The sequence below is a fragment of the Phenylobacterium sp. P4_E10 genome (assembly GCF_056401675.1).
In genome coordinates this window covers 122229-143453 of sequence record NZ_JBFUIW010000002.1, presented here as the reverse complement: position 1 = coordinate 143453, position 21225 = coordinate 122229, and the positions used below count along the sequence as shown (strand labels likewise).

The following is a 21225-nucleotide window of genomic DNA, read 5'->3' as shown; positions in this document are numbered from 1 at the left end:
TCATGGACCAGGTGCGTATTGGGCGTCGGCGGCTGCTGGCGATAGGGGCGGCCGTGGGTCTGACACCCAGCGGCGTTCACGCCGCGGGGGCTGCGCCGATCGCCCGCACCGCGCACGGCTCGGTGCGCGGCTATGCCGACGGGCCGGTGAAGGTGTTCAAGGGCGTACGCTACGGCGCCCCGACGGCGCGCTTCCAGCCTCCGGCCGCGCCGACCCACTGGCGCGAGGTCCAGGCCGCCGAGCGCTACGGCGCGGCCTGTCCCCAGCCGGTCCTCGGGGCGGGCGAGGCGGCCAGCGAGGACTGCCTGTTCCTCAACCTCTGGACCCCGGGCTTACGCGACGGGGCGCGGCGGCCGGTGATGGTCTATCTGCACGGCGGCGCCTATGCGTCCGGGTCCGGATCATCGCCGCTCTATGACGGGCGGCGGCTGGCAGCGCGTCACGACGTGGTGGTGGTGACGCTCAATCACCGGCTCAACGTGTTCGGCTATGGCTATCTGCCAGGTCGCTTCGCCGACTCCGGCAACGCCGGCATGCTCGACCTTGTGCTGGCGCTGCAGTGGGTGCGGGACAACATCGCCGAGTTCGGTGGCGATCCTTCACGGGTGATGCTGTTCGGGCAGTCGGGCGGCGGGGCGAAGATCGCCACCCTGATGGCCATGCCGGCAGCCGCCGGCCTGTTCCATGCCGCGGCTACCATGAGCGGCCAGCAGGTCACCGCCTCGGGACCGCTGCACGCGGCCGACCGGATGGCCGTGTTCCTGGACGCGGTGGGCCTGCCGCCCGATCGCGCCGCGGAAGTTGCCTCCCTACCGGCCCAGAAGCTGGTGGAGGGCCTGGCGGCGGCCGATCCGTTCACCCCCGGCCGGCTCTATTTTGGCCCGGTGCTGGATCAGCGAAGCCTGCACCGCCACCCGTTCTTCCCGGACGCTCATCCGCTGGGGCTGAAGATCCCGCTCATCCTCGGCAACGCCCACGACGAGGCGCGCGCGTTCCTGGCCGCGTCCAAACCCGACCCCTTCGCCATGGGCTGGGACGAGGTGGCGGGGCGCCTCGCACCCGAAATGCGGGTCGATATCGAGCCGAACCATGTGGTGGCGGAGTATCGACGGCTTTATCCGGACTATGGGCCCAGCGACGTGTTCTTCGCCGCGGTGACGGCCGGCCGCTCGTGGCGCGGCCAGCTGATCGAGGCCGAGGAGCGGGCGCGGGCCGGCGCGCCGGCCTTCGTCTACCAGCTCGATCTTCCGACCACGATCGAGGGCGGTCGGCTGCGAGCGATGCATACCGCCGACATCGCGCTGGCGTTCGACAATCTGAGCGCGCCCGGATCGCCCTATGCGCCGTCGCCGGAGCGCCAGCGCGCCTCCGAGCAGCTCAGCGGGGCCTTCGCGGCGTTGGCGCGCAATGGCGATCCCAACCATGCGGGGCTGCCGGCCTGGGTTCCCTACGAGCTGACGCGAAGGGCGACCCTGGTCGTCGATGCGCAGAGCCGGATGGTCGAGGACCCGCGCAGCGGCGAGCGGCGGCTGTTCGCCGCCGTGCCCTATGTTCAGCCGGGCACGTAGGCGCGCGACGACATCAGGAGGCGCGCCGCCGGAACGGGGTGACCACGCCGTCTCGCGCGTCGAGTTGGGCGGCGGCCGGGACGTGGGCGGCCTCTACCGTTGGCAAGCGCAGCACCAGGCCGTTCATCGCCAGGGCCTGGGCGACCAGGCAGGCGGCGGCCGGGAACGGCGCGCGCGGCGCGTCGGCCAGCAACCAGGCAAGGTGCGATTCCATCCGGCAGTAATCTTCGGCTTGTGCGGAGGCGAACACCGCCAGCACCGACTGCTCGTCGCGGGTGAGCCGATAGGAGCCGGAGGCTGCAAGAGTGATCCGGCGGCGGCCGTTCAGGCCCAGTTCGCGAACGAAGACATTGAGGGCGGTCAGCGCCTCCAGGCCTAGCGACCCGCAAGCCTCCTCGAACTGGCGGCGGACCATGTGGCAGTCGCCCGCCCCGAAGGCCACCGCGCGGAACGCCCAGAGCAGCATGTGCTCGCCTTGGGAGAGGTCGCCGAGCCGGGCGTGGTCGTCTAGCTGGTGGTGGGGCATGCGGGGGCGCTCCTGCGAGGCTCGAACCGTATTGCTACTGCGAATGACTCGCAACTCATAATCTGGGTTCACCTCGGGGCGCCGCTTGACGCGCCGCCGGCGCCGCCGCCCTATGGGTTCAAACAAGCGTTTGGGAGAGGCGCGCCATGATCAAGACCCGCATCACCGAGATGCTCGGCATCGAGTATCCGATCGTCCAGGCGCCGATGGGCTGGATCGCCCGCTCGCAGCTTGCCTCGGCGGTCTCCAACGCCGGCGGCCTGGGCATTATCGAAACCTCCTCGGGCGAGCTCGACGCTGTGCGCGAGGAGATCCGCAAGATGCGCCTGCTGACCAGCAAGCCGTTCGGGGTGAACATCGCCCAGGCCTTCGTGCGCGACCCGGACATCGTCTCGTTCGTAGTCGATCAGGGCGTGAAGTTCGTCACCACCTCGGCCGGCGATCCCAACAAATACTGCTCGGCGCTGAAGGAGGCTGGGCTGACCGTCTTCCACGTCGTGCCCTCGCTCGGTGCGGCCTTGAAGGCGATCGAGGCCGGGGTCGACGGGTTGGTGGTCGAGGGCGGTGAGGGCGGCGGGTTCAAGAACGCGCGCGACGTCTCGACCATGGTGCTGCTGCCGCTGGTCTGCTCGAAGGTGAACGTGCCGGTGATCGCGGCTGGCGGCGTCACCGACGGCCGCTCGATGGCGGCGGCCTTCGCCCTGGGCGCGGAGGGCGTGCAGATGGGGACGCGGATGGTCTCGGCCGCCGAGAGCCCGGTGCACCAGAACTGGAAGGACGCCATCGTCGCCGCCAAGGAGACTGACACCGTCTTCCTCAACCGCTTCGGGCCCGGACCGGCGCTGCGGGCGCTGCGCACCGAGAAGACTTCGGCCTACGAGCGCGAGGGCGGCGAAGGGGTGATGGGCGAGTTCGCCCACGCCAAGGAGATGTACTTCGGCGGCGACCTCGAGAAGTCGATCCCGCTGACCGGGCAGGTCGCCGGCCGCATCGACGAGGTCAAGCCGGTCGCCCAGGTGATCGCCGAGACCGTCGCCGAATTCGAGGAGACGGTGAAGGTCATGGGCAAGCGCTGGGGGCCTGCCTAGTTCCTCCCCTCGTGGGGGAGGTGGATCGATGCTTAGCATCGAGACGGAGGGGGATTGCTCCTCAAGTCGAAAATCCCCTCAGTCAGCCATTCGGCTGACAGCTCCCCCAGAAGGGGAGCAACTTGGTTTCCGTCAGGCCGCCGCGCTCACCGGGCGAAAGCTTTCCTCGTCAAACAGGGCGTCCCAGTCGGCCCAGCGGGAGGCGGCGTCGCGCAGGCGGGCGTCGTCGCGGACCGTGACCACCTGGCCCTCGTGGTCGTCCCAGATCACCGTCAGGTCGGCGAGGCGGGCGGCGTCGTCGCCGAGCTTGCCTTGGAACTGCAGGTCTTCGATCATCGCCGCCGAAAGGCGCAGCTTCATGCGGCCGTTCGACTGGCGCACCGCCACGTCGGCGTGGGTGATGACCTGGTCGATCATCTCGGCGCTGGCCGGGATCAGCGGGCGGCGGGCGTCGAACAGGAATTGGGGTTCGACGTAGGAACGGCGGAACGGGGTCACTCGGGCGGCGGCGGGCATCGGGAGCTCCTTTGCTATCGGCAGGATCTTGATAGAGTGCCGGTGCGTCAGAATCGGACGTACAGTTGTTCTGGATAAGTTCTCATGCGTCACGAAAAGGCCGCGCGGCTGCTGGACCTGGCCAGGATGCTGGCGGCGTCGGCCGAGGGCCTGACCCTGGACGAGATGGCCGAGCGGCTGGGCGTCGGTCGCCGGACGGCAGAGCGGATGCGCGACGCCGTGCGCGAGGCGTTCCCTCAGATGGAGGAGGTGGACGATCCGCCCACCCGCCGTTTCCGCATTCCTGCGGGACTGGACGGCATCTTCCAGGCGCCCAGCGCCGACGAGTTCGCCGCCCTGCGTGCGGCGGCCGAGCAGTACAAGGCCGCTGGGGCCAGGAGCCGGGCCGGGGCTCTGCTGTCTCTGGAGCAAAAGGTCCTCTCCGCCATCCGCGCGGGCGCGCGCCGTAAGCTCGCGCCTGACCTGGAGGCCCTCTTGGAGGCCGAAACCATGGCGATCCACGCCGGGCCACGTCCCTTCGAGGACGATGAGGTGCTCGGCGCCGTGCGCGAAGCCATTAAGTCCTTGAAGCGGCTCCGGTTCCGGTACGAGGGCGGATCCTCGCCAGGGCGCGTGCGGGAGATCACGCCGTTCGGCCTGCTGTTCGGGCGCTCCAACTATCTGGTCGGCGGCGAGGGAAACTCCGCCGAGCCGCGCACCTGGCGCCTGGACCGATTGCGCGACATCGAGGTGTCCGAAACCTCCGGCGCGCGGCCCGAGGGCTTCTCGCTGCAGGCCTTCATGAACCGCAGCTTCGGCATCTATCAGGACGAGGTCGAGGAGGTGGTCCTGCGGGTGCTGCCGCACGGCGCTGAAGAGGCCATGGGCTGGCGCTTCCACCCGACCCAGACGCTGGAGCCGCTGCCTGACGGCGGGGTTCTGGTGCGCTTCACGGCCGGCGGCATGCGCGAGCTGGCCTGGCACCTGTTCACCTGGGGCGACAAGGTGGAAATCATTGGGCCGCAGCGGCTAAGGAGCGTGATGCGCGAGGAACTGGCCGTGGCGGCCAAGGCGCACGGGACCAGCTGAGATGAGCGACAAATCCGAGACGGCCGGCTTCGTGCTGAACCAGACCATGCTGCGCATCAAGGATCCCGAGAAGACGATCCCGTTCTATCGCGACGTGCTCGGCATGACCCTGCTCGACCGGTACGATTTTCCGGCCGCCAAGTTCTCGCTCTACTTCATGGGTTATCCGGGCGGGCCGATCCCGAGCGACCCGGCCGAGCGGGTGAAGTGGGTGTTCGAGCAGCCGGCGCTGCTGGAGTTCACCCACAACTGGGGCACCGAGGCCGACGAGGCCTTCGCCTATCACAACGGCAATAGCGAACCGCGCGGCTTTGGCCATATCGGCCTGTCGGTTCCGGACGTCGCGGCCGCCTGCGCCCGCTTCGAGGAGCTCGGCGTGAAATTCGTCAAGCGCCCGGACGAAGGCGCGATGAGGGGACTGGCCTTCGTCCTTGATCCGGACGGTTACTGGATCGAGATCGTCTCCGGGCCGAACCTGAGCGCCCTGATCACCGCCAAGCGGGCGATGCAAAACTAACCGCCGCCCTTCCGCGTTCTTCCAGGCAGCCCAACCGGAGCGGCAGTCGCAAATGCCTGAACCCGTCCTCATTGCCCGCCCCGACGGGTTGGTCGAGAGCACTGTTCCGGTGCTGCTGCCGGTGATGGCTCCACGGCTGCAGGGCGAGCTGTCGGCGGCGGGCTTCGGCGAGCTGGCGCTGTGGGGCGAAGGCGATCTTGGCCGGCTGCGCTTTACGCCGCTGGCCGGACCTTACGTGCATGGGCCGAACATGCTCACCACGCCGAGCGGCGGCATCTACGCGGCGCAGGAAGCGCCGGTCATGGTGATCCGCGGGGCGACCTATCGCGGCTTCACACCGGCCCGCCGCTGCGCCTCCTGGGACCGCATGCACCATCCGAGCACGCGGGTGGTCCGCGAGAAGGGGCGCGGGAAAGACCGCCGGCGGATCGACCTGCCCTGGGCCAGCATCCTGATCGAACAGCGCGGCCCGGACCTGGTGGTCGCCGCCGGAGTCGACCTCGGCGAGGCCGAACGCGCGCTGCATTTTACCGTTGAGACCATCGTGGCCGAGGCGCTGGGCTACGCCGCCCATTGCGATCGCCTGCCCGAGGCGGATGCGCTGATGCGCAGCATGGTGATGCAGGGAACCCATGCGGCGCTCTCCAGCGTCCGTCGCGACGAACGCGGCCGCTTCGATGGTCTCGCCGCCGGCCTGCATTATTCGGCCCCCGCCCGGACCTATTACCGCGACGGCTACTGGACCTTGCAACTGCTGCTCGATCTGGCCCCGGCCATCGTCCACGAGGAGATCGAGGTCCTGGCCTCCGGCGTCCAGGCGGACGGCGAGGCCCCGAGCGGCGTCATCGTCTCCGGCTCGGAACAGGCCCTGGCCTGGGAGGATCTGCGGACCACGGCCTTCGGCATGGATTGGATTCACACCCGCTCGACCGACTGGTGGAGCGATCACTTCGACTCGCCGCTGTTCTTCATACTGACCATCGGCGACTACGCCCGCGTCACCGGCGACAGCGAACCGGCCGAGCGCCACTGGCCGCTGGTGAAGGCGATCTTCAACCGCTATCGCGAATTCACCGAGCACGGCCTGCCGGTGAAGCCGCGCCACGACCGCGACTGGGCGGACAACGTCTATCGCGGCGGCTACGTGGCGTACGATCTAGGTCTCTGGATCGGCGCGCTGGACGCTATCGCCACGCTCGGCGCCAAGCTCGATCCGAGCCTCGCGAGCCAGGCGCGGGAAGTCGCGGCCGGGGCGCGCCAGGCGATCGAGCAGGCGCTTTGGCAGGATGGCGGCTGGTACGCCGACTACGCCGCGCCCGAGGGCCTGGCCGAGGTCGAGCCGATCCTGGAGGACCACCTCACCCTCGACAGCCTGACCCTGCTGCGCCACGACGCGGTGCCGGAGGAGCGCGCTCTCAAGGTGCTGGCCGCCGTCCGCGAGAAGTTGGAGTCTCGCCACAACCAGACCCAGAGCTTCGGCGACTGGGGGGTGATGTGCGTGTTCCCGCCGTTCAAGCACAAGGCCGACACCCGCTCGAAGTCGGGGTTCGCCTACCGCTATCACAACGGCTCGGACTGGCCCTGGCTGGACGGCATGTATGCCGAGGAGCGCCTGCGGCGCGGGCTCTCCGGGTGGCGCTACCCGATGGTGCGCTGGTGGCAGACCTGCCTGGAGAACGGCTGGATGGGCGCCGTCGAATATTTCGCCCCGCCCTGGGGCCGCGGCTCGCTTCTGCAGGGCTGGTCGGCCATGCCGGCGGCCGTCGCGCTCAGATATCGCGACGTGGTGCTGCGGGGAGATGCGGACTGAGCCTGCCTATGGCCGATCCACCGCCAGCGCGAAGTACTCACGGTCGAATAGCCGGTAGTAGAGCCAGGCTGGCGCCTTGTCATAGTAGGGCTGCACGTCGGCGATGACCTTGGCCTGCGAGCCGTGGACGTCCAGCAGGCGACGCTTCACCGCGGCCTGGGCGGCGATGTTCACCGCCACCGTCGGGGCGGGAAGGCCGGCCGCAGGCTCCTTCGGATAGTGGTTGCGGAACGCCGCCACCAGTTTCAGCGCCAAGGCGATCAACGCTTGGGGCAAGGTCGCCTGATAGAGCCGCCGCACCGAAGGGGCGCCGGCCTCGATCACCTCGCGGACCCAACGCCCGGCCTGCACATGATCGGGGTGGCCGTAGAAGCCGACCTTCTCGTCGAAGGCGATCACCACGCTGGGTTCGAACCGCGCGATCAGTCCGGCGATCGCTGCCTTGGCGGCGACCGGATCGGCCCTGGTCAGGCCGCCGTCCGGAAAGGCCAGGACCTCGACGTGCGCCGCGCCCAGTTGCTTGCCGGCCGCCTGCGCTTCCAGCCGTCGCACGCCCGCCAGCTCGGCCGGCGCATAACCGGTGTCCTTGGCAGCCTCTCCGGCGGTCAGGTAGACGAGGGTCAACTCGGCGCCGGCCTGGGTCATCGCCGCGAAGGTTCCGGCGCTGGTGATCTCGTCGTCAGGATGCGCCCAGATCGCCATGGCCTTGCGCGGGGCGCCCGGCGGGAACAGATCGCTGGCGACCGGAACCCCGTCATCGTTCAGCTTGCGCCGCGCGACCAGGAACGCGCCGCCGGCCGCCGCGGCCAGCGCCAGGGCCGGCAGCCAGATCATCGGAAGCAATCCACGACGTTCCCGACCCAGACCTTCAGCGCGTCCTTCTTGTCGAGCGGCGTCGCGTCGCTGTCGAAGGCGTCCGCCAACACCCCCTCGAAGCGCTCGCGCTTGAGGGTTTTGGGCAGGTCGCCTTGCGGCCAGGCTTCGGTGGGCCAGGGGACATCGGCGGGCTGGGCGGGCAGGGGAGCGAGGGTCATACCAGTGAGACTGGCGGGATCGGCGGGCATTGTCATCTTCCCGCGCCCCGGCCGCGGGCCTTTTCACGCCGACACATCCGCGCAACAAATGCGCCGCTCCATGGGCTGAAACAGACTGGGCTGAGAGAGGGAGGAAACCGCCATGTGCGACGACGATATTCATCAGGGCTTGATCGAGGATCCCACCGTGTCGCGCCGAACTTTCGGCCTGATGACCGTGGCGGCGGCCGGGGTTGCGGCTGGATCGGCTCACGCGGCTGCGCCGGTGGTCGAGAAGGACGTTGAGATCAAGACGCCGGACGGCGTCGCCGACGCGGCGCTGTACTACCCCGAAGGCAAGGGCAAATGGCCGGCGGTGGTGATCTGGCCAGACGTGGTCAGCCTGCGCCCGGTGTTCCGCGAGATGGGCAAGCGCCTGGCCGCCGAAGGCTATGTGGTGCTGGTTCCCAATCTCTATTACCGCGTCAAGCACGCGCCGGTGGTCGAAGGCAGCTTCAATTTCGCCAATCCGGACGACCGCGCCAAGTTGGCGCCGCTGCGCGCCAGCGTGACGCCCGAAGGCACCGACAAGGACGCTGCGGCGTACCTGGCCTTCCTCGACGCTCAGCCGCAGACCGACACGAAGAAGAAGGTCGGCACCCAGGGCTACTGCATGGGCGGGCCTCTGGCCTTCCGCACCGCCGGCGCCGTTCCGAACCGCGTCGGCGCTGTGGCCAGCTTCCATGGCGGGGGCTTGGTCACCGATGCGCCGACCAGCCCGCACCTGACGCTGCCCAAGTCTCACGCCGAGTACCTGGTGGCGGTCGCCGACAACGACGACAAGGCCGACCCGACGGCGAAGGAGAAGCTGAAGGTCGCTCTCGACGCGGCCAAGCGGCCCAGCAACGTCGAGGTCTATGAGGGTGCGGCCCACGGTTGGACCGTCAAGGGCAGCGCCGTCTACAACGAGCCCGCCGCCGAGAAGGCCTGGGCCGAACTGCTGGCCCTCTACAAGCGCGCCCTGGTCTAGGGGCGTCGGCGCGCGCCCGGCTTCTAGAGCCGGGCTGCGTGCCAGGCGACATGGTCGCCGATGAAGCTGGTGATGAAGAAGTAGGAGTGGTCGTAGCCCGCCTGCATGCGCAGGGTCAGGGCCGCGCCGCCCTTCGCAGCGGCCGCTTCCAGCAACGCCGGCTTCAGCTGTTCCTCCAGGAAATTGTCGCCGCCGCCCTGGTCGACCAGGATCGCTCGACCGCGGCCACGACCGCTTTCCAGCAGCAGTGCCGCATCGTGCTCGGCCCACGCAGCTTCGTCCGGACCGAGATAGGCGCCGAGCGCTTTGCGCCCCCAGGGGCAGCGGGTCGGCGAGGCGATCGGCGCGAAGGCCGAGACGGTCCTGAATAGCTCCGGATGGCGCAGGGCCAGGGTCAGGGCGCCGTGCCCGCCCATCGAGTGGCCGAAGATCCCGCGCCGCGCGCCGTCCAGCGGGAAGGCGGCCTCGGCCGTCTCGATCAGGTCGGCGACGACGTAGGTTTCCATCGAGAAGTGGGGCGCCCAGGGGGCTTGCGTCGCATCGACGTAGAAGCCGGCGCCCTGGCCGAGGTCGTAGGCCGGATCGTCGGCCACGCCTTCGCCGCGCGGGCTGGTGTCAGGCGCCAGGATCGCGACCCCCGCCTGCGCGGCATAACCGTAGGCGCCAGCCTTGGTGGTGAAGTTGTCCTCGGTGCAGGTCAGGCCCGACAGCCAGATCAGATAGGGAACCGGTTCCTTCGCCTCGCCGGGGACGAACAGCGAGAAGCGCATCGGCGTGCCGGTGGCGGGGCTGTCATGGCGCACATAGCTGAGCGTGCCGCCGTGAACCTTGTACTGTTGAAGGATTTCCATGCCCATCGTCCTAGAGCCTTTCCGATCCAGGTGAAATCCAAACGGCCAGTGTTCAAGTGCGTCGCGCCGTGCGCCCGCCTCACGAAGGCGCTAAACAGGCGGCATGACCGCCTCGCCAACCGTTCGCCCGCTCAGCATCGACGACATGCCGGCTGTCGCGGCGCTGCAGACCACGGTCTTCCAGCCGCACTTCCATGAGACACAGGAAGAACTGGCCAGCCGACTGGCGGTCGCCGCGCCGTTCTGCTGGGCCGCGCTCGACGCGGCAGGCGGGCTGATGGCCTATATCCTCAGCCACCCTTGGCCGGCCGGCAGTCCTCCGGCGATCGGGACCCATCTTCCGCCGCCGCCGCCCACCGACAACTGGTTTGTCCATGACCTGGCCATCAGCCATGCGGCCCGCGGACTGGGACTCGGCCGCGACCTGGTGCGCGCGGCCTCGCGCGCGGCGATGGAGGCAGGGCTGGTTCGCGGCGATCTGGTCGCCGTGCAGGGCGCCTGGAGCTTCTGGAAAAAGCTCGGCTATCAGCCGCAGAACGACCTGGCGCCTGAACTGGCCGCCAAGGTGGCCGGCTATGGCGACGACGCCCGCTACATGACCGCCCAACTCGCCGAACTGCAGGTTTGACACGCTGATCGGGAACTACGGCTGTGCTTGGCCATTACTCCCTTGAGGGCACGTCGGCGGCCGGGTCGTCCTCGCCGACGTCGTCTGTTTGCGGTGAAGCTCGCGTTCCATCGCAGCCGTCTGTTTCGCAGGCGTGGTCATGTCCGCTTGCGAGACCGAGCCGCCATCCCCGCCCCACGGGGGTGGCGGCCCCCTCGACCAAGTAAGTCTAGAGCGCGCCGAGAATCTCGCGCGCGGCGGCCACGAAGCCGCTGGTGCGATGACGTGCGGCCTCGCCTGCGTAGCAAAGCCCGAGCGTGCGCCGCGGGGTGAAGCCCTCCAGCGCGACCCGCGCCACGCCTTCGGCCTGGTAGCCGTCCGGCATCACCGTAATGCCGAGCCCTGCGGCCACCAGGCTGAGGATCTTGTCGTCGCTGGTCCCGCGGTAGCTGAAGAATGGACGTACGCCGCGATCGGTGAAGTAGCGGCTGGTGTGGGGGAGCGCCTCGCAGTGGCGGCGCACCATCATCACCTCGTCAGCAAGCGCCTCGCCGTCCAGGCTGCCGGCCCCGGCCAGCCGATGGCCGACGGCCAGGGCGAGGCTGTAGCCTTCCTCATGCAGCCGCTCGCTAGCGAAACGCTCCGTAGACGGATTGATGATGGTCACGGCCACGTCCGCCCGGCCTCGATCGAGCAGACTGAGCACCTCGCGTTCGGAGCCCTCCAGCAGTTCGACCTGCTCGGAGCGGTCATTCCGCCCGGCCAGCGCTTCCGACACGAGGGCGGTGGGAATGGTCGACAACACCGCCACCCGCAGCAGCTGCGGCTGGGCCGCTCCGGACACCGCCGCCTGGGCCAGATTGAACTCATGCTCGATGCGGCGGGCGTGGACCAGGAAGCGGCTTCCGGCCTCGGTCAGGTGGACGCGGCGATTGGTGCGGTCGAACAGTCGCGCCTTCAACTCCCCCTCGAGCTTGGCGATGCCGGCCGAGAGGGTGGGCTGAGCCACGTTCTCGCGCGCCGCCGCCCGGCTGAAGTTCCCGGTCTCGACGATGGCCAGGAAGTAGCGCAGCAGGTAGCGATCCATGATAGGCGTGATCTATCATATGCATCATGAACGTTCAATTTTGTGGATTGTCCATGGGTCGCTAGTTTTGCGAGGCTAGTCCCGGACGGCCCCGCAGAAGGCAGCGCACAATGTCAGGTCCCAACTTCCAGTTCGGCCTCGGCGAGACCGCCGACGCGATCCGCGAGACCACGGCGCGCTTCGCCGCCGACCGCATCGCCCCGATCGCCGCGAAGATCGACGAGACCAATACCTTCCCCCGAGAGCTGTGGCCGGAGATGGGCGCGCTCGGCCTGCACGGCATCACGGTGGAGGAGGAATTCGGCGGCCTCGGCCTCGGCTATCTCGAGCACGTGGTGGCGATGGAGGAGGTGAGCCGCGCCTCGGCGTCGGTGGGCCTGTCCTACGGCGCGCACTCCAACCTCTGCGTCAACCAGATCCGCCGCTGGGGCACGCCCGACCAGAAGCGCCGCTATCTGCCGAAGCTGATCAGCGGCGAGCATGTCGGCTCGCTGGCGATGAGCGAGGTCGGCTCGGGCTCCGACGTGATCTCGATGAAGCTGCGCGCCGACCATCGCGGCGATCGCTATGTGCTGAACGGGACCAAGTTCTGGATCACCAACGCCCCGCACGCCGACACCCTGGTAGTCTATGCCAAGACCTCGCCGGACGAGGGCAGTCGTGGCGTCACGGCCTTCCTGGTCGAGAAGGGCATGACGGGCTTCAGCGTCTCGCCCAAGCTCGACAAGATGGGCATGCGCGGCTCCGACACCGCCGAGCTGGTCTTCGAGGATTGCGAGATCCCCGACGAGAACGTCATGGGCCCGCTGAACGGCGGCGCTGGCGTGCTGATGAGCGGCCTGGATTATGAGCGCGCGGTGCTCGCCGCCGGTCCGCTCGGCATCATGCAGGCCTGCCTCGACGTGGTGCTGCCCTATGTCCGGGAGCGCAAGCAGTTCGGCAAGCCGATCGGCTCGTTCCAGCTGATGCAGGGCAAGATCGCCGACATGTATGTCGCCCTCAACTCGGCCCGGACCTACGTCTACGCAGTCGCCAAGGCCTGCGACGCGGGCCTGACCACGCGCTTCGACGCCGCCGGCGCGATCCTGCTGGCCTCCGAGAATGCGGTGAAGGTCAGCCTGGAGGCGGTGCAGGCCCTGGGCGGGGCCGGCTACACCAAGGAGTTTCCGGTCGAGCGCCTGGTGCGCGACGCCAAGCTCTACGACATCGGCGCCGGAACCAACGAGATCCGTCGCTTCCTCATCGGCCGGGAATTGCTGGGCGCATGACCAAGCTCGCCACCGCCATCGACAAGTCGGGCGCGGCCTATCAGGCCAATGACACCCACAACCGCGCGCTGGTCGCCGAACTGGCGGAGCACACCGCCCACGCGGCGCTGGGCGGTCCCGAGCAGTCGCGCCATCGGCACGCCTCGCGCGGCAAGCTGCTGCCGCGTCAGCGGGTCGAGCGGCTGCTCGATCCCGGCTCCCCGTTCCTGGAAGTTGCCGGGCTGGCGGCTCACGGGCTCTACAAGGACGAAGCCCCCGGCGCGGGCATCATCACCGGCATCGGGCGGGTCTCCGGCCGCGAGGTGATGATCCTCGCCAACGACGCCACGGTGAAGGGAGGGGCCTATTTCCCGACCACGGTGAAGAAGCACCTGCGGGCCCAGGAAGTGGCCATGCAGAACCACCTGCCGTGCGTCTATCTGGTCGATAGCGGCGGCGCGAACCTGCCGCACCAGGCCGAGGTCTTCCCCGACCGCGAGCACTTCGGCCGCATCTTCTACAACCAGGCGCGGATGAGCGCCGCGGGCATCCCGCAGATCGCCTGCGTCATGGGTTCGTGCACCGCCGGCGGCGCCTACGTCCCCGCGATGAGCGACGAGACGGTGATCGTCCGCGGCCAGGGCACCATCTTCCTGGGCGGCCCGCCGCTGGTGAAGGCCGCCACCGGCGAGGTGATCAGCGCCGAGGAGCTCGGCGGCGCCGACACCCATGGCCGCCGCTCCGGCGTCGTCGACTATGTGGCCGAGGACGACGAGCACGCCCTGACCATCGTCCGCTCGATCGTCGCCAACCTGAACACGACCAAGCTGGTCGACCAGGACCTGACAGATCCGCGGCCGCCGGCCTACGATCCGCAGGAGCTGTACGGCATCGTCCCGACCGACGTGCGCGCGCCCTACGATGTGCGCGAGGTGATCGCCCGCATCGTCGACGGCTCGGACTTCGATGAGTTCAAGGCGCTCTACGGCACGACCCTGGTCTGCGGCTTCGCCCGCATCTGGGGCCAGCCGGTGGCGATCCTGGCCAACAACGGGGTGCTGTTCTCCGAGAGCGCGCTGAAGGGCGCCCACTTCATCGAGCTGGCCTGCAAGCGGAAGATCCCGTTGGTCTTCCTGCAGAACATCTCCGGCTTCATGGTCGGCGGTAAGTACGAGGCCGGCGGCATCGCCAAGGACGGCGCCAAGCTGGTCACCGCGGTCGCCAGCGCCGAGGTGCCGAAGTTCACCGTGCTGATCGGCGGCTCGTTCGGGGCCGGCAATTACGGCATGTGCGGCCGGGCCTATTCTCCGCGCTTCCTGTGGACCTGGCCCAACTCCCGCATCTCGGTGATGGGCGGCGAGCAGGCCGCCAGCGTGCTGGCCACCGTCCACCGCGACGCCGACAAGTGGACGCCGGCAGAGGAAGAGGCCTTCAAGGCCCCGATCCGCGAGCGCTACGAGCACGAAGGTTCGCCCTACTTCGCCACCGCCCGCCTGTGGGACGACGGCATCATCGACCCGGCCCAGACGCGCGACGTGCTGGGCCTCTCCATCTCCGCCGCCCTCAACGCGCCGATCCCGGAAACCCGGTTCGGCGTCTTCCGGATGTGACCATGATCAAGCGCATTCTGGTCGCCAACCGTGGCGAAATCGCCTGCCGGGTTTTTCGCACCGCGCAGTCCATGGGGATCGCCACCGTGGCGGTCTATTCCGAGCCCGACGCCGACGCGCCGCACGTGCGCATGGCCGAGCAGGCCGTGTTGATCGGCCCGGCGCCGGCGCGCGAGAGCTATCTCGTCGGTGAGAAGGTCATCGAGGCGGCGCTGATGACCGGCGCCGACGCCATCCACCCCGGCTACGGCTTTCTGTCGGAGAACGCCCAGTTCGCGCAGGCCGTGACCGACGCGGGCCTGACCTGGATCGGCCCGCCGCCCGCGGCGATCAACGCCATGGGCCTGAAGGACGCGGCCAAGTCGCTGATGGCGCAGGCCGGCGTGCCCGTCACGCCCGGCTATCTCGGCGAGGACCAGACACCCGCCCGGCTGCAGGCCGAGGCGGACAGGATCGGCTACCCCGTGTTGATCAAGGCGGTGGCCGGCGGCGGCGGCAAGGGAATGCGCAAAGTCGAGCTTGCGCAGGACTTCGCCGCCGCCCTCACTTCCTGCCAGCGGGAAGCGGCCGCCTCGTTCGGCGACGACCGGGTGCTGCTGGAGACCTATGTCACCCGCCCGCGCCACATCGAGGTGCAGGTGTTCGGCGATAGCCAGGGCAATGTCGTCCACCTCTTTGAGCGTGACTGCTCACTGCAGCGCCGCCACCAGAAGGTCATCGAGGAAGCGCCTGCGCCGGGCATGAGCGAGGCCGCCCGCGCCGCGGTCACCGAGGCCGCGGTCAAGGCCGCCAAGGCTGTCGGCTATGTCGGGGCCGGCACCGTCGAGTTCATCGCCGACGCCAGCGAGGGCCTCAAGCCCGACCGCATCTGGTTCATGGAGATGAACACGCGCCTGCAGGTCGAGCACCCGGTCACTGAGGCGGTCACCGGCGTCGACCTGGTCGAATGGCAGATCCGCGTCGCCTCGGGCGAACCGCTGCCGCTGGCCCAGGACCAGATCGCGCTGAGGGGCCACGCGGTCGAGGCGCGGCTCTATGCCGAGAACCCGGCCGGCGGCTTCCTGCCCTCGATCGGAGTGCTGGAGCATTTCCACCTGCCCGAGGACCTGGTGCGGGTCGACACCGGCGTGGAGGAGGGCGGCGAGGTCTCGCCGTTCTACGACCCGATGATCGCCAAGCTGATCGCCCATGCCGCCACTCGCGAGGGCGCCAGCGACCTGCTGGCCCAGGCCTGCAGCGAGGTCGAAGTCTGGCCGGTGAAGACCAATGCCGGCTTCCTGGCCCGCTGCCTCGACCACCCGGACTTCATCGCCGGCGACGTCGACACCGGCTTCATCGAGGCGCGGCTGGAGGCGCTTGCCGCGCGGCCGGATCCGTCGCCAAACGCGCTGGCCGCCGCCGCCATGGCCCTGACCCTGGAAGCGGACGACGAGGCCCTGGCCGATCCCTGGCGCGGACTGACCGGCTTCCGGCTCAACGCCGCCCCGGCCGCGACCATGCGGCTCTATCAGGACGACCGGGGCTTCGACGCTCCACTCTCCAGCGACGACATCCCCGAGGACGTGCTGCTCACCGGGGACGGCGAGGTGGTGGTGTTCGACGCCGGCGAGACCTTCATCCTGACCCCGCGCCCGCCGATCAAGGACGCGGCCCACGGAGGCGCCGGCGACGGCGCGATCCGCGCGCCGATGCCGGGCAAGGTGGTGGCCGTCGCGGTCAGCGTCGGCGACAAGGTGGTCCGCGGCCAGGCCCTGCTGACCCTTGAGGCGATGAAGATGGAGCACGCCCTGACCGCCCCGTTCGACGGCGAAGTCGAGAGCCTCGCCGTCAGCGTCGGCGACCAGGTCAGCGAGGGCGTCACTCTGGCGCGGCTGGCGGCGGGATAGTTTCGCCGCCGGTGTCGGAATCTCGACGTTGCCCCCTATCTTAGGGGCGAGTGAGCCGCCGCAGCCCGGAGCCCCCGCCCGTCGCCGCGGCGTGGGGGCGTTCCGATGCACCATGAAGCAAACGATGTCGGCGGCTATGTCCGACTGATCCTGGAGGCCGCTGGCCAGCCGACCTGCGCCGAGGTCCGGCTGGTCGCCCATGGTCGGTCGGGCGATCTGGTCGCCGCCGCCGGCGATCTGTTCGTCAAGTTTGCGCCCCGCGAACTGCAGGAAAATGTCGAACTGCTCTCGCGCGAGATCGCGGTCGCCGCCTGGCTGGACGGCCGGGTCCCGACCGCCCGCGCGGTCTGGAGCGGCCCATTCGACGGCGGCCTGGCCCTAGTCAGCGAGCGGCTGGCAGGGGAGGCGGTGTCCCACGTGGCGCCCGAGCAGGCGCAGGCGGCGCTGACCGCCACCGTCCAGGCCCTCGCCGCCCTGCACGGCCTCGACCCGGCCGGCTGCCCGTTCGACATGAGCCTGGCCGCCAAGTTCGCCCTGGCGGAGCGCAACGTCGCCGCCGGCCTGGTCGACGAGGACGACTTCGACGACGAGCGCGCCGGTTGGACCGCGCCCCAGGCCCTGGCCCACGCCCGCGCCACCCGCCCGGCGAGCGAGCGCTTGGTCCTCACCCACGGCGACGCCAGCCTGCCGAACTTCATCTGGACCCCGGGCCGGCCGGTCTCCCTGCTCGACCTCGGCCGCTTCGGCCTCGCCGATCCCTGGCAGGACCTCGCCCTGTTCCTGCGCTCGGCGAGGTTCAACCACCCGCACGTCGACGCCGCCGCCCTGCTGCGCGAGCACTATCCGCTGGCCGCCGTCGACGAGGCCGCCTGCGCCTTCTACCGGCTGATGGACGAGTTCTTCTGAGCGTGATTGCCCTGTGTCGGTAACCGGTGTCATTGTCGCGTGGACCGACCACCGGAGGCCTGCCGATGCTGCGACTAGCTCTGATCCTCAGCGCCCTGGCTCTGCCGGTTCAGGCCGCCGCGCCGGCCGCGGTGATCGTCCACGAGCAGGACGTCGTGCGCCAGGAGCCGCCGCCACATGGCGCCATTGGCATGAGCACCGCCTACCGGATCAGCGACGCCGTGCCGGGCCGGGCCATGGAGTTCCGCCGCCGGGTGCTGCACGTCGGCGCCGCCATCGGCTTGCACCCGATCGATCATGACGAGGTCTACTACGTGCTCTCTGGAGAGGGCGACGTCACCTCCGACGGCGTCACCACCCGCCTGACCCCGGGCGTGGCCGCCTACCTGTTCCGCGGGGCCAATGTCGGGATCCGCCAGGTTGGCCCGGAGCCGCTCAACCTGATCATCTCGTACCCGCTGGCGGGGAAGTAGGAGCGGGAGCAGCCCTTGCGCCGACCGCGCCGCAGTCGGCCGCAGCCAGATTGAATTCGACGGGGTCGGCGCCAGACACCAGCTTGTAGCGATAGCGAAGCGCGCCACCGTGGCCGAGCAGTTTCTGAATCCCTTCGTCCGCGCAGGCCTCAACGACCTTCTGCTGCTGCAGATAGCTCTCCAGGACTTCTCGCGTTACGTCGGGCGACGAAATCTCGTGGTCGATGACGAAGGTCCGCCCCTCGCGGCCAGCGCCAACAACGGTGGTGATGTCGTCGAGTTTTCGAGGGATGGATTGATTGGCTATCTCGACCGAACGGTCGATGTCCGCCTCCACTGTTGCAGCCGAAGCCACTGGCTCCGCCTTTGAGGCTTGGCCCGGAAAAATCGCAATGACATTCAAATAGAGCGCGAGCCCGCAGGCCAAGGTCAGCGCGATGAGCTCGGCGCCCTTCCGCAAGCCCGAAGCCGGTTTGACTGATGCAGGTCCAAGGCCGGTCGCCTTGGCCTCTGCGTACAGCCGGCGAACGATGAAGAAGATGCCGCCCCAGATTGTCACCACGATCGGTAGCGCGAGAAGTCCCATGATGTACGCGTGGTCCGACTGCTCGATGGGTCCGGTAACCAGTCCTCCCTCGGCGAACAGCAGCCACATCACGTTCACCCAGACGAGCATCACGACGACCCAGCGCCAGTACGGCCAGTGCCGATGGCGCAGGATGCCGAACACGGCCGGAAGGTAGAACAGCAGTCCCATTGGGTTCTCTCCCTCTCTCGCGGCAAGCCTAATGTTCCTGATTTGTTCTTGTCAAGCTTGCGACCATAGGTTATAAAATCATCGTTCGGCGAGCAATGCGATGTGCGCCGGTTCCTCTTCCATGACGCTGGAGATATGCGGATGGCCCAACGAGGCTTCACGCTTGCGACGCCGCTTGGCTTGGTCCCGGTGCAGCCGGAGAACATGTGGCGTGACGCGAACGCAATAGCCGCGACGGTGTTTGACCGGATCGGCCGACGGGCCGAACGGCTTACCGCAGATGCGAATGCGGCCATCGGTAAGATCGGCGCCGGCTTGACCGCCGCAGAGAAGTTGAATGGTCAGCTATTGCAAGCGCAGGCCAAGAAGGGCCCCAAGGCAGCAAATGTGGCTTCCCAACCCAAAGCAGCGAAGCCCACCCCGGCCGTTCGATCACAGCACGGATCACAGACTCCGGCGCCTAGGCCGGCGGGGACGGGCATTCTCGACAGAGTCTACGAGGCTGGGCTCCAGGCGGATGCGGCCGTCCGCGGCGTTGCGGACACCCTGACATTCGGTCTCGCCGATGAGTTTGCAGGCGGCATGAGTGCGCTTGCAGACCGAAGTGATCGGCCATTTCTCGAGAAGTACAGTAAGCACCACGAAAACGAGTTGGCGCGTGACGCGTACGACAGCTCGAATCGAGCGCTGGCGAGGAAGGGTGGCCAAGCCGCCGGGCTAGCCCTGACGTTAGGCACGCGGACAGCCGCGACCGCGGCTCGCGCCGCCGCTCCAAAAGTGCTTTCCCAACTGCGTTCCGCAACGGCGCTTGGAAATGTCCCACGGCTAGGTACGACCGCTGGCGAGGTCGCCATTCTCAGCGGCGCCGCGGGTCTTGCGAACGGCGCAGCGCAGACCGCAGTGGATATCGCCACGGGCGGGGAAGGGACACTCGGAGATTTCATTGGCGCGGTCGGCGGTGGCGCGGTCGCGGCCCCTTTCGCAATCTTTCGGGCTCCGAGCACGGCGGGCGCGGTCGAGGGGGCCGCCACTTCGATGCTTCAGGACGCCTTCAATGGGCGACCCATTTCTTATGATGCTGCCATTCGGGGCAGCGCCGGCGGAGCGGCGCTGGGCCACGTTGGCGATGTCCTCGGCGCTGTCCAAGCAAAGGCGCTGGGCTATGGGCGGAAGGGAAAGCTGGGGGAGCGCCTGTCAATGCTGAAGACAAGAGCGCGAGGCGAGCTTCCGATAGGACGAGGTGAACGTCGATACCTAAGCCGAGGCTACACGGTCGTCGATCCTGCCTCGACGCTCAACGGGACGACTGAGTCGAAATTCGGCGAGTTTGCATCGATGTCCGATCCCCAACTGCTCGGGCACGCCGAGCTTCCCAACTATCGTGTCGACTGGTGGCTGCCTGCAGACGTTGGAAAGATGACCGGGTTTGCGGGCGCGTCTTTGGGCTCCCAGATCGGGTTGGAGATGGGTGGGGCGGAACGAGCGCCCGTATCCCGCTACTGAGCGCGCTCGCGTAGCCGCATGCGGTCGGGCCTCTCCTGCCCCGCCCCCCTAAAACACCACCACGCTTCTGATGCTCTCGCCGGCGTGCATCAGGTCGAAGGCCTTGTTGATGTCTTCGAGCGGCATGACGTGGGTGATCATCGGGTCGATCTGGATCTTCCCGTCCATGTACCAGTCGACGATCTTCGGCACGTCGGTGCGCCCGCGCGCGCCGCCGAAGGCCGAGCCCTTCCAGACGCGGCCAGTGACCAGCTGGAACGGGCGGGTGGAGACCTCCTTGCCGGCCTCGGCCACGCCGATGATCACGCTCTCGCCCCAGCCGCGGTGGCAGGCCTCCAGCGCCTGGCGCATGACGTGGGTGTTGCCGGTGCAGTCGAAGGTGTAGTCGGCGCCGCCGTCGGTTAGGGCGACCAGGTGCTGGACGATGTCGGCGCCGCCGATGTCGTTGGGATTGACGAAGTCGGTCATGCCGAACTTGCGGCCCCAGTCCTCGCGCGCCGGGTTGATGTCGACCCCGATGATCATGTCGGCGCCGACCATCTTCAGGCCCTGGATGACGTTGAGGCCGATGCCGCCGAGCCCGAAGACGACAGCGTTCGAGCCCGGCTCGACGCCGGCGGTGTTGACCACCGCGCCGACCCCGGTGGTGACGCCGCAGCCGATGTAGCAGGCCTTGTCGAACGGGGCGTCGGGCCGGATCTTGGCCACCGCGATCTCGGGCAGCACCGTGTAGTTCGAGAAGGTCGAGCAGCCCATGTAGTGGGCGATCGCCTGGCCCTTGTAGCTGAAGCGGCTGGAGCCGTCGGGCATCAGCCCTTTGCCTTGCGTGCCGCGGATGGCGGTGCAGAGGTTGGTCTTTCGGCTAAGGCAGCTTTTGCACTGGCGACATTCGGGCGTGTAGAGCGGGATCACGTGGTCGCCGGGCTTGACGCTGGTGACGCCCGGCCCGACCTCGACCACCACGCCGGCGCCCTCATGGCCCAGGATCGAGGGGAAGATGCCCTCGGAGTCCAGGCCGTCGAGCGTGTAGGCGTCGGTGTGGCAGATGCCGGTCGCCTTGATTTCCACCAGCACTTCGAAGGCCTTGGGACCCTCCAGGTCGACCTCGACGATTTCCAACGGCTTCTTGGCTTCGAAGGCGACGGCGGCGCGGGTCTTCATG

Annotated in this window: 20 protein-coding genes and 1 pseudogene; 13 read left to right on the top strand and 8 right to left on the bottom strand. The window is 68.6% G+C overall.

Going from position 1 to position 21225, the window contains the following annotated elements:
* Window positions 1–2: 2 nt before the first annotated feature.
* A complete protein-coding gene (locus AC1DQJ_RS02730; RefSeq protein WP_477600019.1) occupies window positions 3–1568 on the top strand; it encodes a carboxylesterase/lipase family protein in 1566 nt (521 codons plus the stop codon).
* Window positions 1569–1581: 13 nt separating this feature from the next.
* Here AC1DQJ_RS02730 and AC1DQJ_RS02725 read toward each other — a convergent pair whose 3' ends face one another.
* Window positions 1582–2094, bottom strand: a complete 513-nt coding sequence (locus tag AC1DQJ_RS02725) for a hypothetical protein (RefSeq protein WP_477600017.1) — start codon at window positions 2092–2094, stop codon at window positions 1582–1584.
* Between the two features lie 137 nt (window positions 2095–2231).
* Here AC1DQJ_RS02725 and AC1DQJ_RS02720 point away from each other — a divergent pair.
* Window positions 2232–3182, top strand: a pseudogene (locus tag AC1DQJ_RS02720) (NAD(P)H-dependent flavin oxidoreductase); the annotation flags it as partial.
* 132 nt (window positions 3183–3314) lie between these two features.
* Here AC1DQJ_RS02720 and AC1DQJ_RS02715 read toward each other — a convergent pair.
* Window positions 3315–3698, bottom strand: a complete 384-nt coding sequence (locus tag AC1DQJ_RS02715; RefSeq protein ID WP_477600015.1) for a hypothetical protein — start codon at window positions 3696–3698, stop codon at window positions 3315–3317.
* 84 nt (window positions 3699–3782) lie between these two features.
* Here AC1DQJ_RS02715 and AC1DQJ_RS02710 point away from each other — a divergent pair, with 84 nt between their 5' ends.
* The 3 genes from AC1DQJ_RS02710 to AC1DQJ_RS02700 are packed head-to-tail and all read left to right on the top strand — an operon-like array spanning window position 3783 to window position 7093.
* A complete protein-coding gene (locus AC1DQJ_RS02710) occupies window positions 3783–4766 on the top strand; it encodes a helix-turn-helix transcriptional regulator (protein ID WP_477600013.1) in 984 nt (327 codons plus the stop codon).
* A 1-nt stretch (window position 4767) separates the two neighbouring features.
* Entirely contained in the window at window positions 4768–5283 is a 516-nt protein-coding gene (gloA, locus tag AC1DQJ_RS02705; protein WP_477600011.1) for a lactoylglutathione lyase, read from the top strand.
* Between the two features lie 52 nt (window positions 5284–5335).
* Window positions 5336–7093, top strand: coding sequence for an amylo-alpha-1,6-glucosidase (locus tag AC1DQJ_RS02700; protein WP_477600009.1), 1758 nt, complete (start codon window positions 5336–5338; stop codon window positions 7091–7093).
* Between the two features lie 6 nt (window positions 7094–7099).
* Here the strand turns inward: AC1DQJ_RS02700 and AC1DQJ_RS02695 are convergent, their stop codons facing one another.
* Together AC1DQJ_RS02695 and AC1DQJ_RS02690 are read right to left on the bottom strand one after the other, a co-directional pair.
* Window positions 7100–7927, bottom strand: coding sequence for a PIG-L deacetylase family protein (locus tag AC1DQJ_RS02695; protein WP_477600007.1), 828 nt, complete (start codon window positions 7925–7927; stop codon window positions 7100–7102).
* Window positions 7924–8157 carry a hypothetical protein gene (locus AC1DQJ_RS02690; protein WP_477600005.1) on the bottom strand — a complete coding sequence of 78 codons (234 nt, stop codon included), beginning with the start codon at window positions 8155–8157 and terminating at the stop codon, window positions 7924–7926. The genes AC1DQJ_RS02695 and AC1DQJ_RS02690 overlap by 4 nt, the downstream gene beginning before the upstream one ends.
* A gap of 112 nt (window positions 8158–8269) precedes the next feature.
* On the opposite strand from AC1DQJ_RS02690, the gene AC1DQJ_RS02685 reads away from it, so the two are divergent.
* Complete coding sequence (locus AC1DQJ_RS02685) at window positions 8270–9136, top strand: dienelactone hydrolase family protein (RefSeq protein ID WP_477600003.1); 867 nt, start codon at window positions 8270–8272, stop codon at window positions 9134–9136.
* A gap of 23 nt (window positions 9137–9159) precedes the next feature.
* On the opposite strand, the gene fghA is transcribed toward AC1DQJ_RS02685, so the two are convergent.
* Complete coding sequence (fghA, locus tag AC1DQJ_RS02680; protein WP_477600001.1) at window positions 9160–9993, bottom strand: S-formylglutathione hydrolase; 834 nt, start codon at window positions 9991–9993, stop codon at window positions 9160–9162.
* 97 nt (window positions 9994–10090) lie between these two features.
* Here fghA and AC1DQJ_RS02675 point away from each other — a divergent pair, with 97 nt between their 5' ends.
* Entirely contained in the window at window positions 10091–10615 is a 525-nt protein-coding gene (locus AC1DQJ_RS02675) for a GNAT family N-acetyltransferase (protein WP_477599999.1), read from the top strand.
* Window positions 10616–10823: 208 nt separating this feature from the next.
* On the opposite strand, the gene AC1DQJ_RS02670 is transcribed toward AC1DQJ_RS02675, so the two are convergent.
* Entirely contained in the window at window positions 10824–11681 is an 858-nt protein-coding gene (locus AC1DQJ_RS02670) for a LysR family transcriptional regulator (RefSeq protein ID WP_477599997.1), read from the bottom strand.
* A 110-nt stretch (window positions 11682–11791) separates the two neighbouring features.
* On the opposite strand from AC1DQJ_RS02670, the gene AC1DQJ_RS02665 reads away from it, so the two are divergent.
* The 5 genes from AC1DQJ_RS02665 (at window position 11792) to AC1DQJ_RS02645 (ending at window position 17803) form a co-directional block, all read left to right on the top strand.
* Window positions 11792–12949, top strand: a complete 1158-nt coding sequence (locus tag AC1DQJ_RS02665) for an isovaleryl-CoA dehydrogenase (protein ID WP_477599995.1) — start codon at window positions 11792–11794, stop codon at window positions 12947–12949.
* Window positions 12946–14538: a carboxyl transferase domain-containing protein gene (locus tag AC1DQJ_RS02660; RefSeq protein ID WP_477599993.1), complete on the top strand. Its 1593-nt coding sequence runs from the start codon at window positions 12946–12948 to the stop codon at window positions 14536–14538. The genes AC1DQJ_RS02665 and AC1DQJ_RS02660 overlap by 4 nt, the downstream gene beginning before the upstream one ends.
* A 2-nt stretch (window positions 14539–14540) precedes the next feature.
* The gene (locus tag AC1DQJ_RS02655; protein ID WP_477599991.1) at window positions 14541–16424 is read left to right on the top strand and encodes an acetyl/propionyl/methylcrotonyl-CoA carboxylase subunit alpha; all 1884 of its coding nucleotides are present in this window, start codon (window positions 14541–14543) and stop codon (window positions 16422–16424) included.
* Window positions 16425–16529: 105 nt separating this feature from the next.
* Window positions 16530–17330: an aminoglycoside 3'-phosphotransferase gene (locus AC1DQJ_RS02650; RefSeq protein ID WP_477599990.1), complete on the top strand. Its 801-nt coding sequence runs from the start codon at window positions 16530–16532 to the stop codon at window positions 17328–17330.
* Between the two features lie 65 nt (window positions 17331–17395).
* Window positions 17396–17803, top strand: a complete 408-nt coding sequence (locus AC1DQJ_RS02645; RefSeq protein ID WP_477599988.1) for a cupin domain-containing protein — start codon at window positions 17396–17398, stop codon at window positions 17801–17803.
* Here AC1DQJ_RS02645 and AC1DQJ_RS02640 read toward each other — a convergent pair.
* On the bottom strand, window positions 17775–18560 hold the full coding sequence (locus AC1DQJ_RS02640; RefSeq protein ID WP_477599986.1) for a hypothetical protein: 786 nt from the start codon (window positions 18558–18560) through the stop codon (window positions 17775–17777). The genes AC1DQJ_RS02645 and AC1DQJ_RS02640 overlap by 29 nt on opposite strands.
* Window positions 18561–18701: 141 nt before the next feature.
* On the opposite strand from AC1DQJ_RS02640, the gene AC1DQJ_RS02635 reads away from it, so the two are divergent.
* Window positions 18702–20063, top strand: coding sequence for a hypothetical protein (locus AC1DQJ_RS02635; protein ID WP_477599984.1), 1362 nt, complete (start codon window positions 18702–18704; stop codon window positions 20061–20063).
* A gap of 48 nt (window positions 20064–20111) precedes the next feature.
* Here AC1DQJ_RS02635 and AC1DQJ_RS02630 read toward each other — a convergent pair whose 3' ends face one another.
* The gene (locus AC1DQJ_RS02630; protein ID WP_477599982.1) at window positions 20112–21224 is read right to left on the bottom strand and encodes an S-(hydroxymethyl)glutathione dehydrogenase/class III alcohol dehydrogenase; all 1113 of its coding nucleotides are present in this window, start codon (window positions 21222–21224) and stop codon (window positions 20112–20114) included.
* Between the last annotated feature and the right edge of the window lies 1 nt (window position 21225).

Bases quoted from the DNA above. Each gene is read 5' to 3' on its own strand.
- AC1DQJ_RS02660 (WP_477599993.1), top strand. From the start codon at position 12,946: ATGACCAAGCTCGCCACCGCCATCGACAAGTCGGGCGCGGCCTATCAG.
- AC1DQJ_RS02725 (WP_477600017.1), bottom strand. From the start codon at position 2,094: ATGCCCCACCACCAGCTAGACGACCACGCCCGGCTCGGCGACCTCTCC.
- AC1DQJ_RS02650 (WP_477599990.1), top strand. From the start codon at position 16,530: ATGCACCATGAAGCAAACGATGTCGGCGGCTATGTCCGACTGATCCTG.
- AC1DQJ_RS02690 (WP_477600005.1), bottom strand. From the start codon at position 8,157: ATGCCCGCCGATCCCGCCAGTCTCACTGGTATGACCCTCGCTCCCCTG.
- AC1DQJ_RS02675 (WP_477599999.1), top strand. From the start codon at position 10,091: ATGACCGCCTCGCCAACCGTTCGCCCGCTCAGCATCGACGACATGCCG.
- AC1DQJ_RS02695 (WP_477600007.1), bottom strand. From the start codon at position 7,927: ATGATCTGGCTGCCGGCCCTGGCGCTGGCCGCGGCGGCCGGCGGCGCG.
- gloA (WP_477600011.1), top strand. From the start codon at position 4,768: ATGAGCGACAAATCCGAGACGGCCGGCTTCGTGCTGAACCAGACCATG.
- AC1DQJ_RS02640 (WP_477599986.1), bottom strand. From the start codon at position 18,560: ATGGGACTGCTGTTCTACCTTCCGGCCGTGTTCGGCATCCTGCGCCAT.
- AC1DQJ_RS02715 (WP_477600015.1), bottom strand. From the start codon at position 3,698: ATGCCCGCCGCCGCCCGAGTGACCCCGTTCCGCCGTTCCTACGTCGAA.
- fghA (WP_477600001.1), bottom strand. From the start codon at position 9,993: ATGGGCATGGAAATCCTTCAACAGTACAAGGTTCACGGCGGCACGCTC.
- AC1DQJ_RS02665 (WP_477599995.1), top strand. From the start codon at position 11,792: ATGTCAGGTCCCAACTTCCAGTTCGGCCTCGGCGAGACCGCCGACGCG.
- AC1DQJ_RS02700 (WP_477600009.1), top strand. From the start codon at position 5,336: ATGCCTGAACCCGTCCTCATTGCCCGCCCCGACGGGTTGGTCGAGAGC.
- AC1DQJ_RS02710 (WP_477600013.1), top strand. From the start codon at position 3,783: ATGCGTCACGAAAAGGCCGCGCGGCTGCTGGACCTGGCCAGGATGCTG.
- AC1DQJ_RS02730 (WP_477600019.1), top strand. From the start codon at position 3: ATGGACCAGGTGCGTATTGGGCGTCGGCGGCTGCTGGCGATAGGGGCG.
- AC1DQJ_RS02670 (WP_477599997.1), bottom strand. From the start codon at position 11,681: ATGGATCGCTACCTGCTGCGCTACTTCCTGGCCATCGTCGAGACCGGG.
- AC1DQJ_RS02635 (WP_477599984.1), top strand. From the start codon at position 18,702: ATGGCCCAACGAGGCTTCACGCTTGCGACGCCGCTTGGCTTGGTCCCG.
- AC1DQJ_RS02630 (WP_477599982.1), bottom strand. From the start codon at position 21,224: ATGAAGACCCGCGCCGCCGTCGCCTTCGAAGCCAAGAAGCCGTTGGAA.
- AC1DQJ_RS02645 (WP_477599988.1), top strand. From the start codon at position 17,396: ATGCTGCGACTAGCTCTGATCCTCAGCGCCCTGGCTCTGCCGGTTCAG.
- AC1DQJ_RS02685 (WP_477600003.1), top strand. From the start codon at position 8,270: ATGTGCGACGACGATATTCATCAGGGCTTGATCGAGGATCCCACCGTG.
- AC1DQJ_RS02655 (WP_477599991.1), top strand. From the start codon at position 14,541: ATGATCAAGCGCATTCTGGTCGCCAACCGTGGCGAAATCGCCTGCCGG.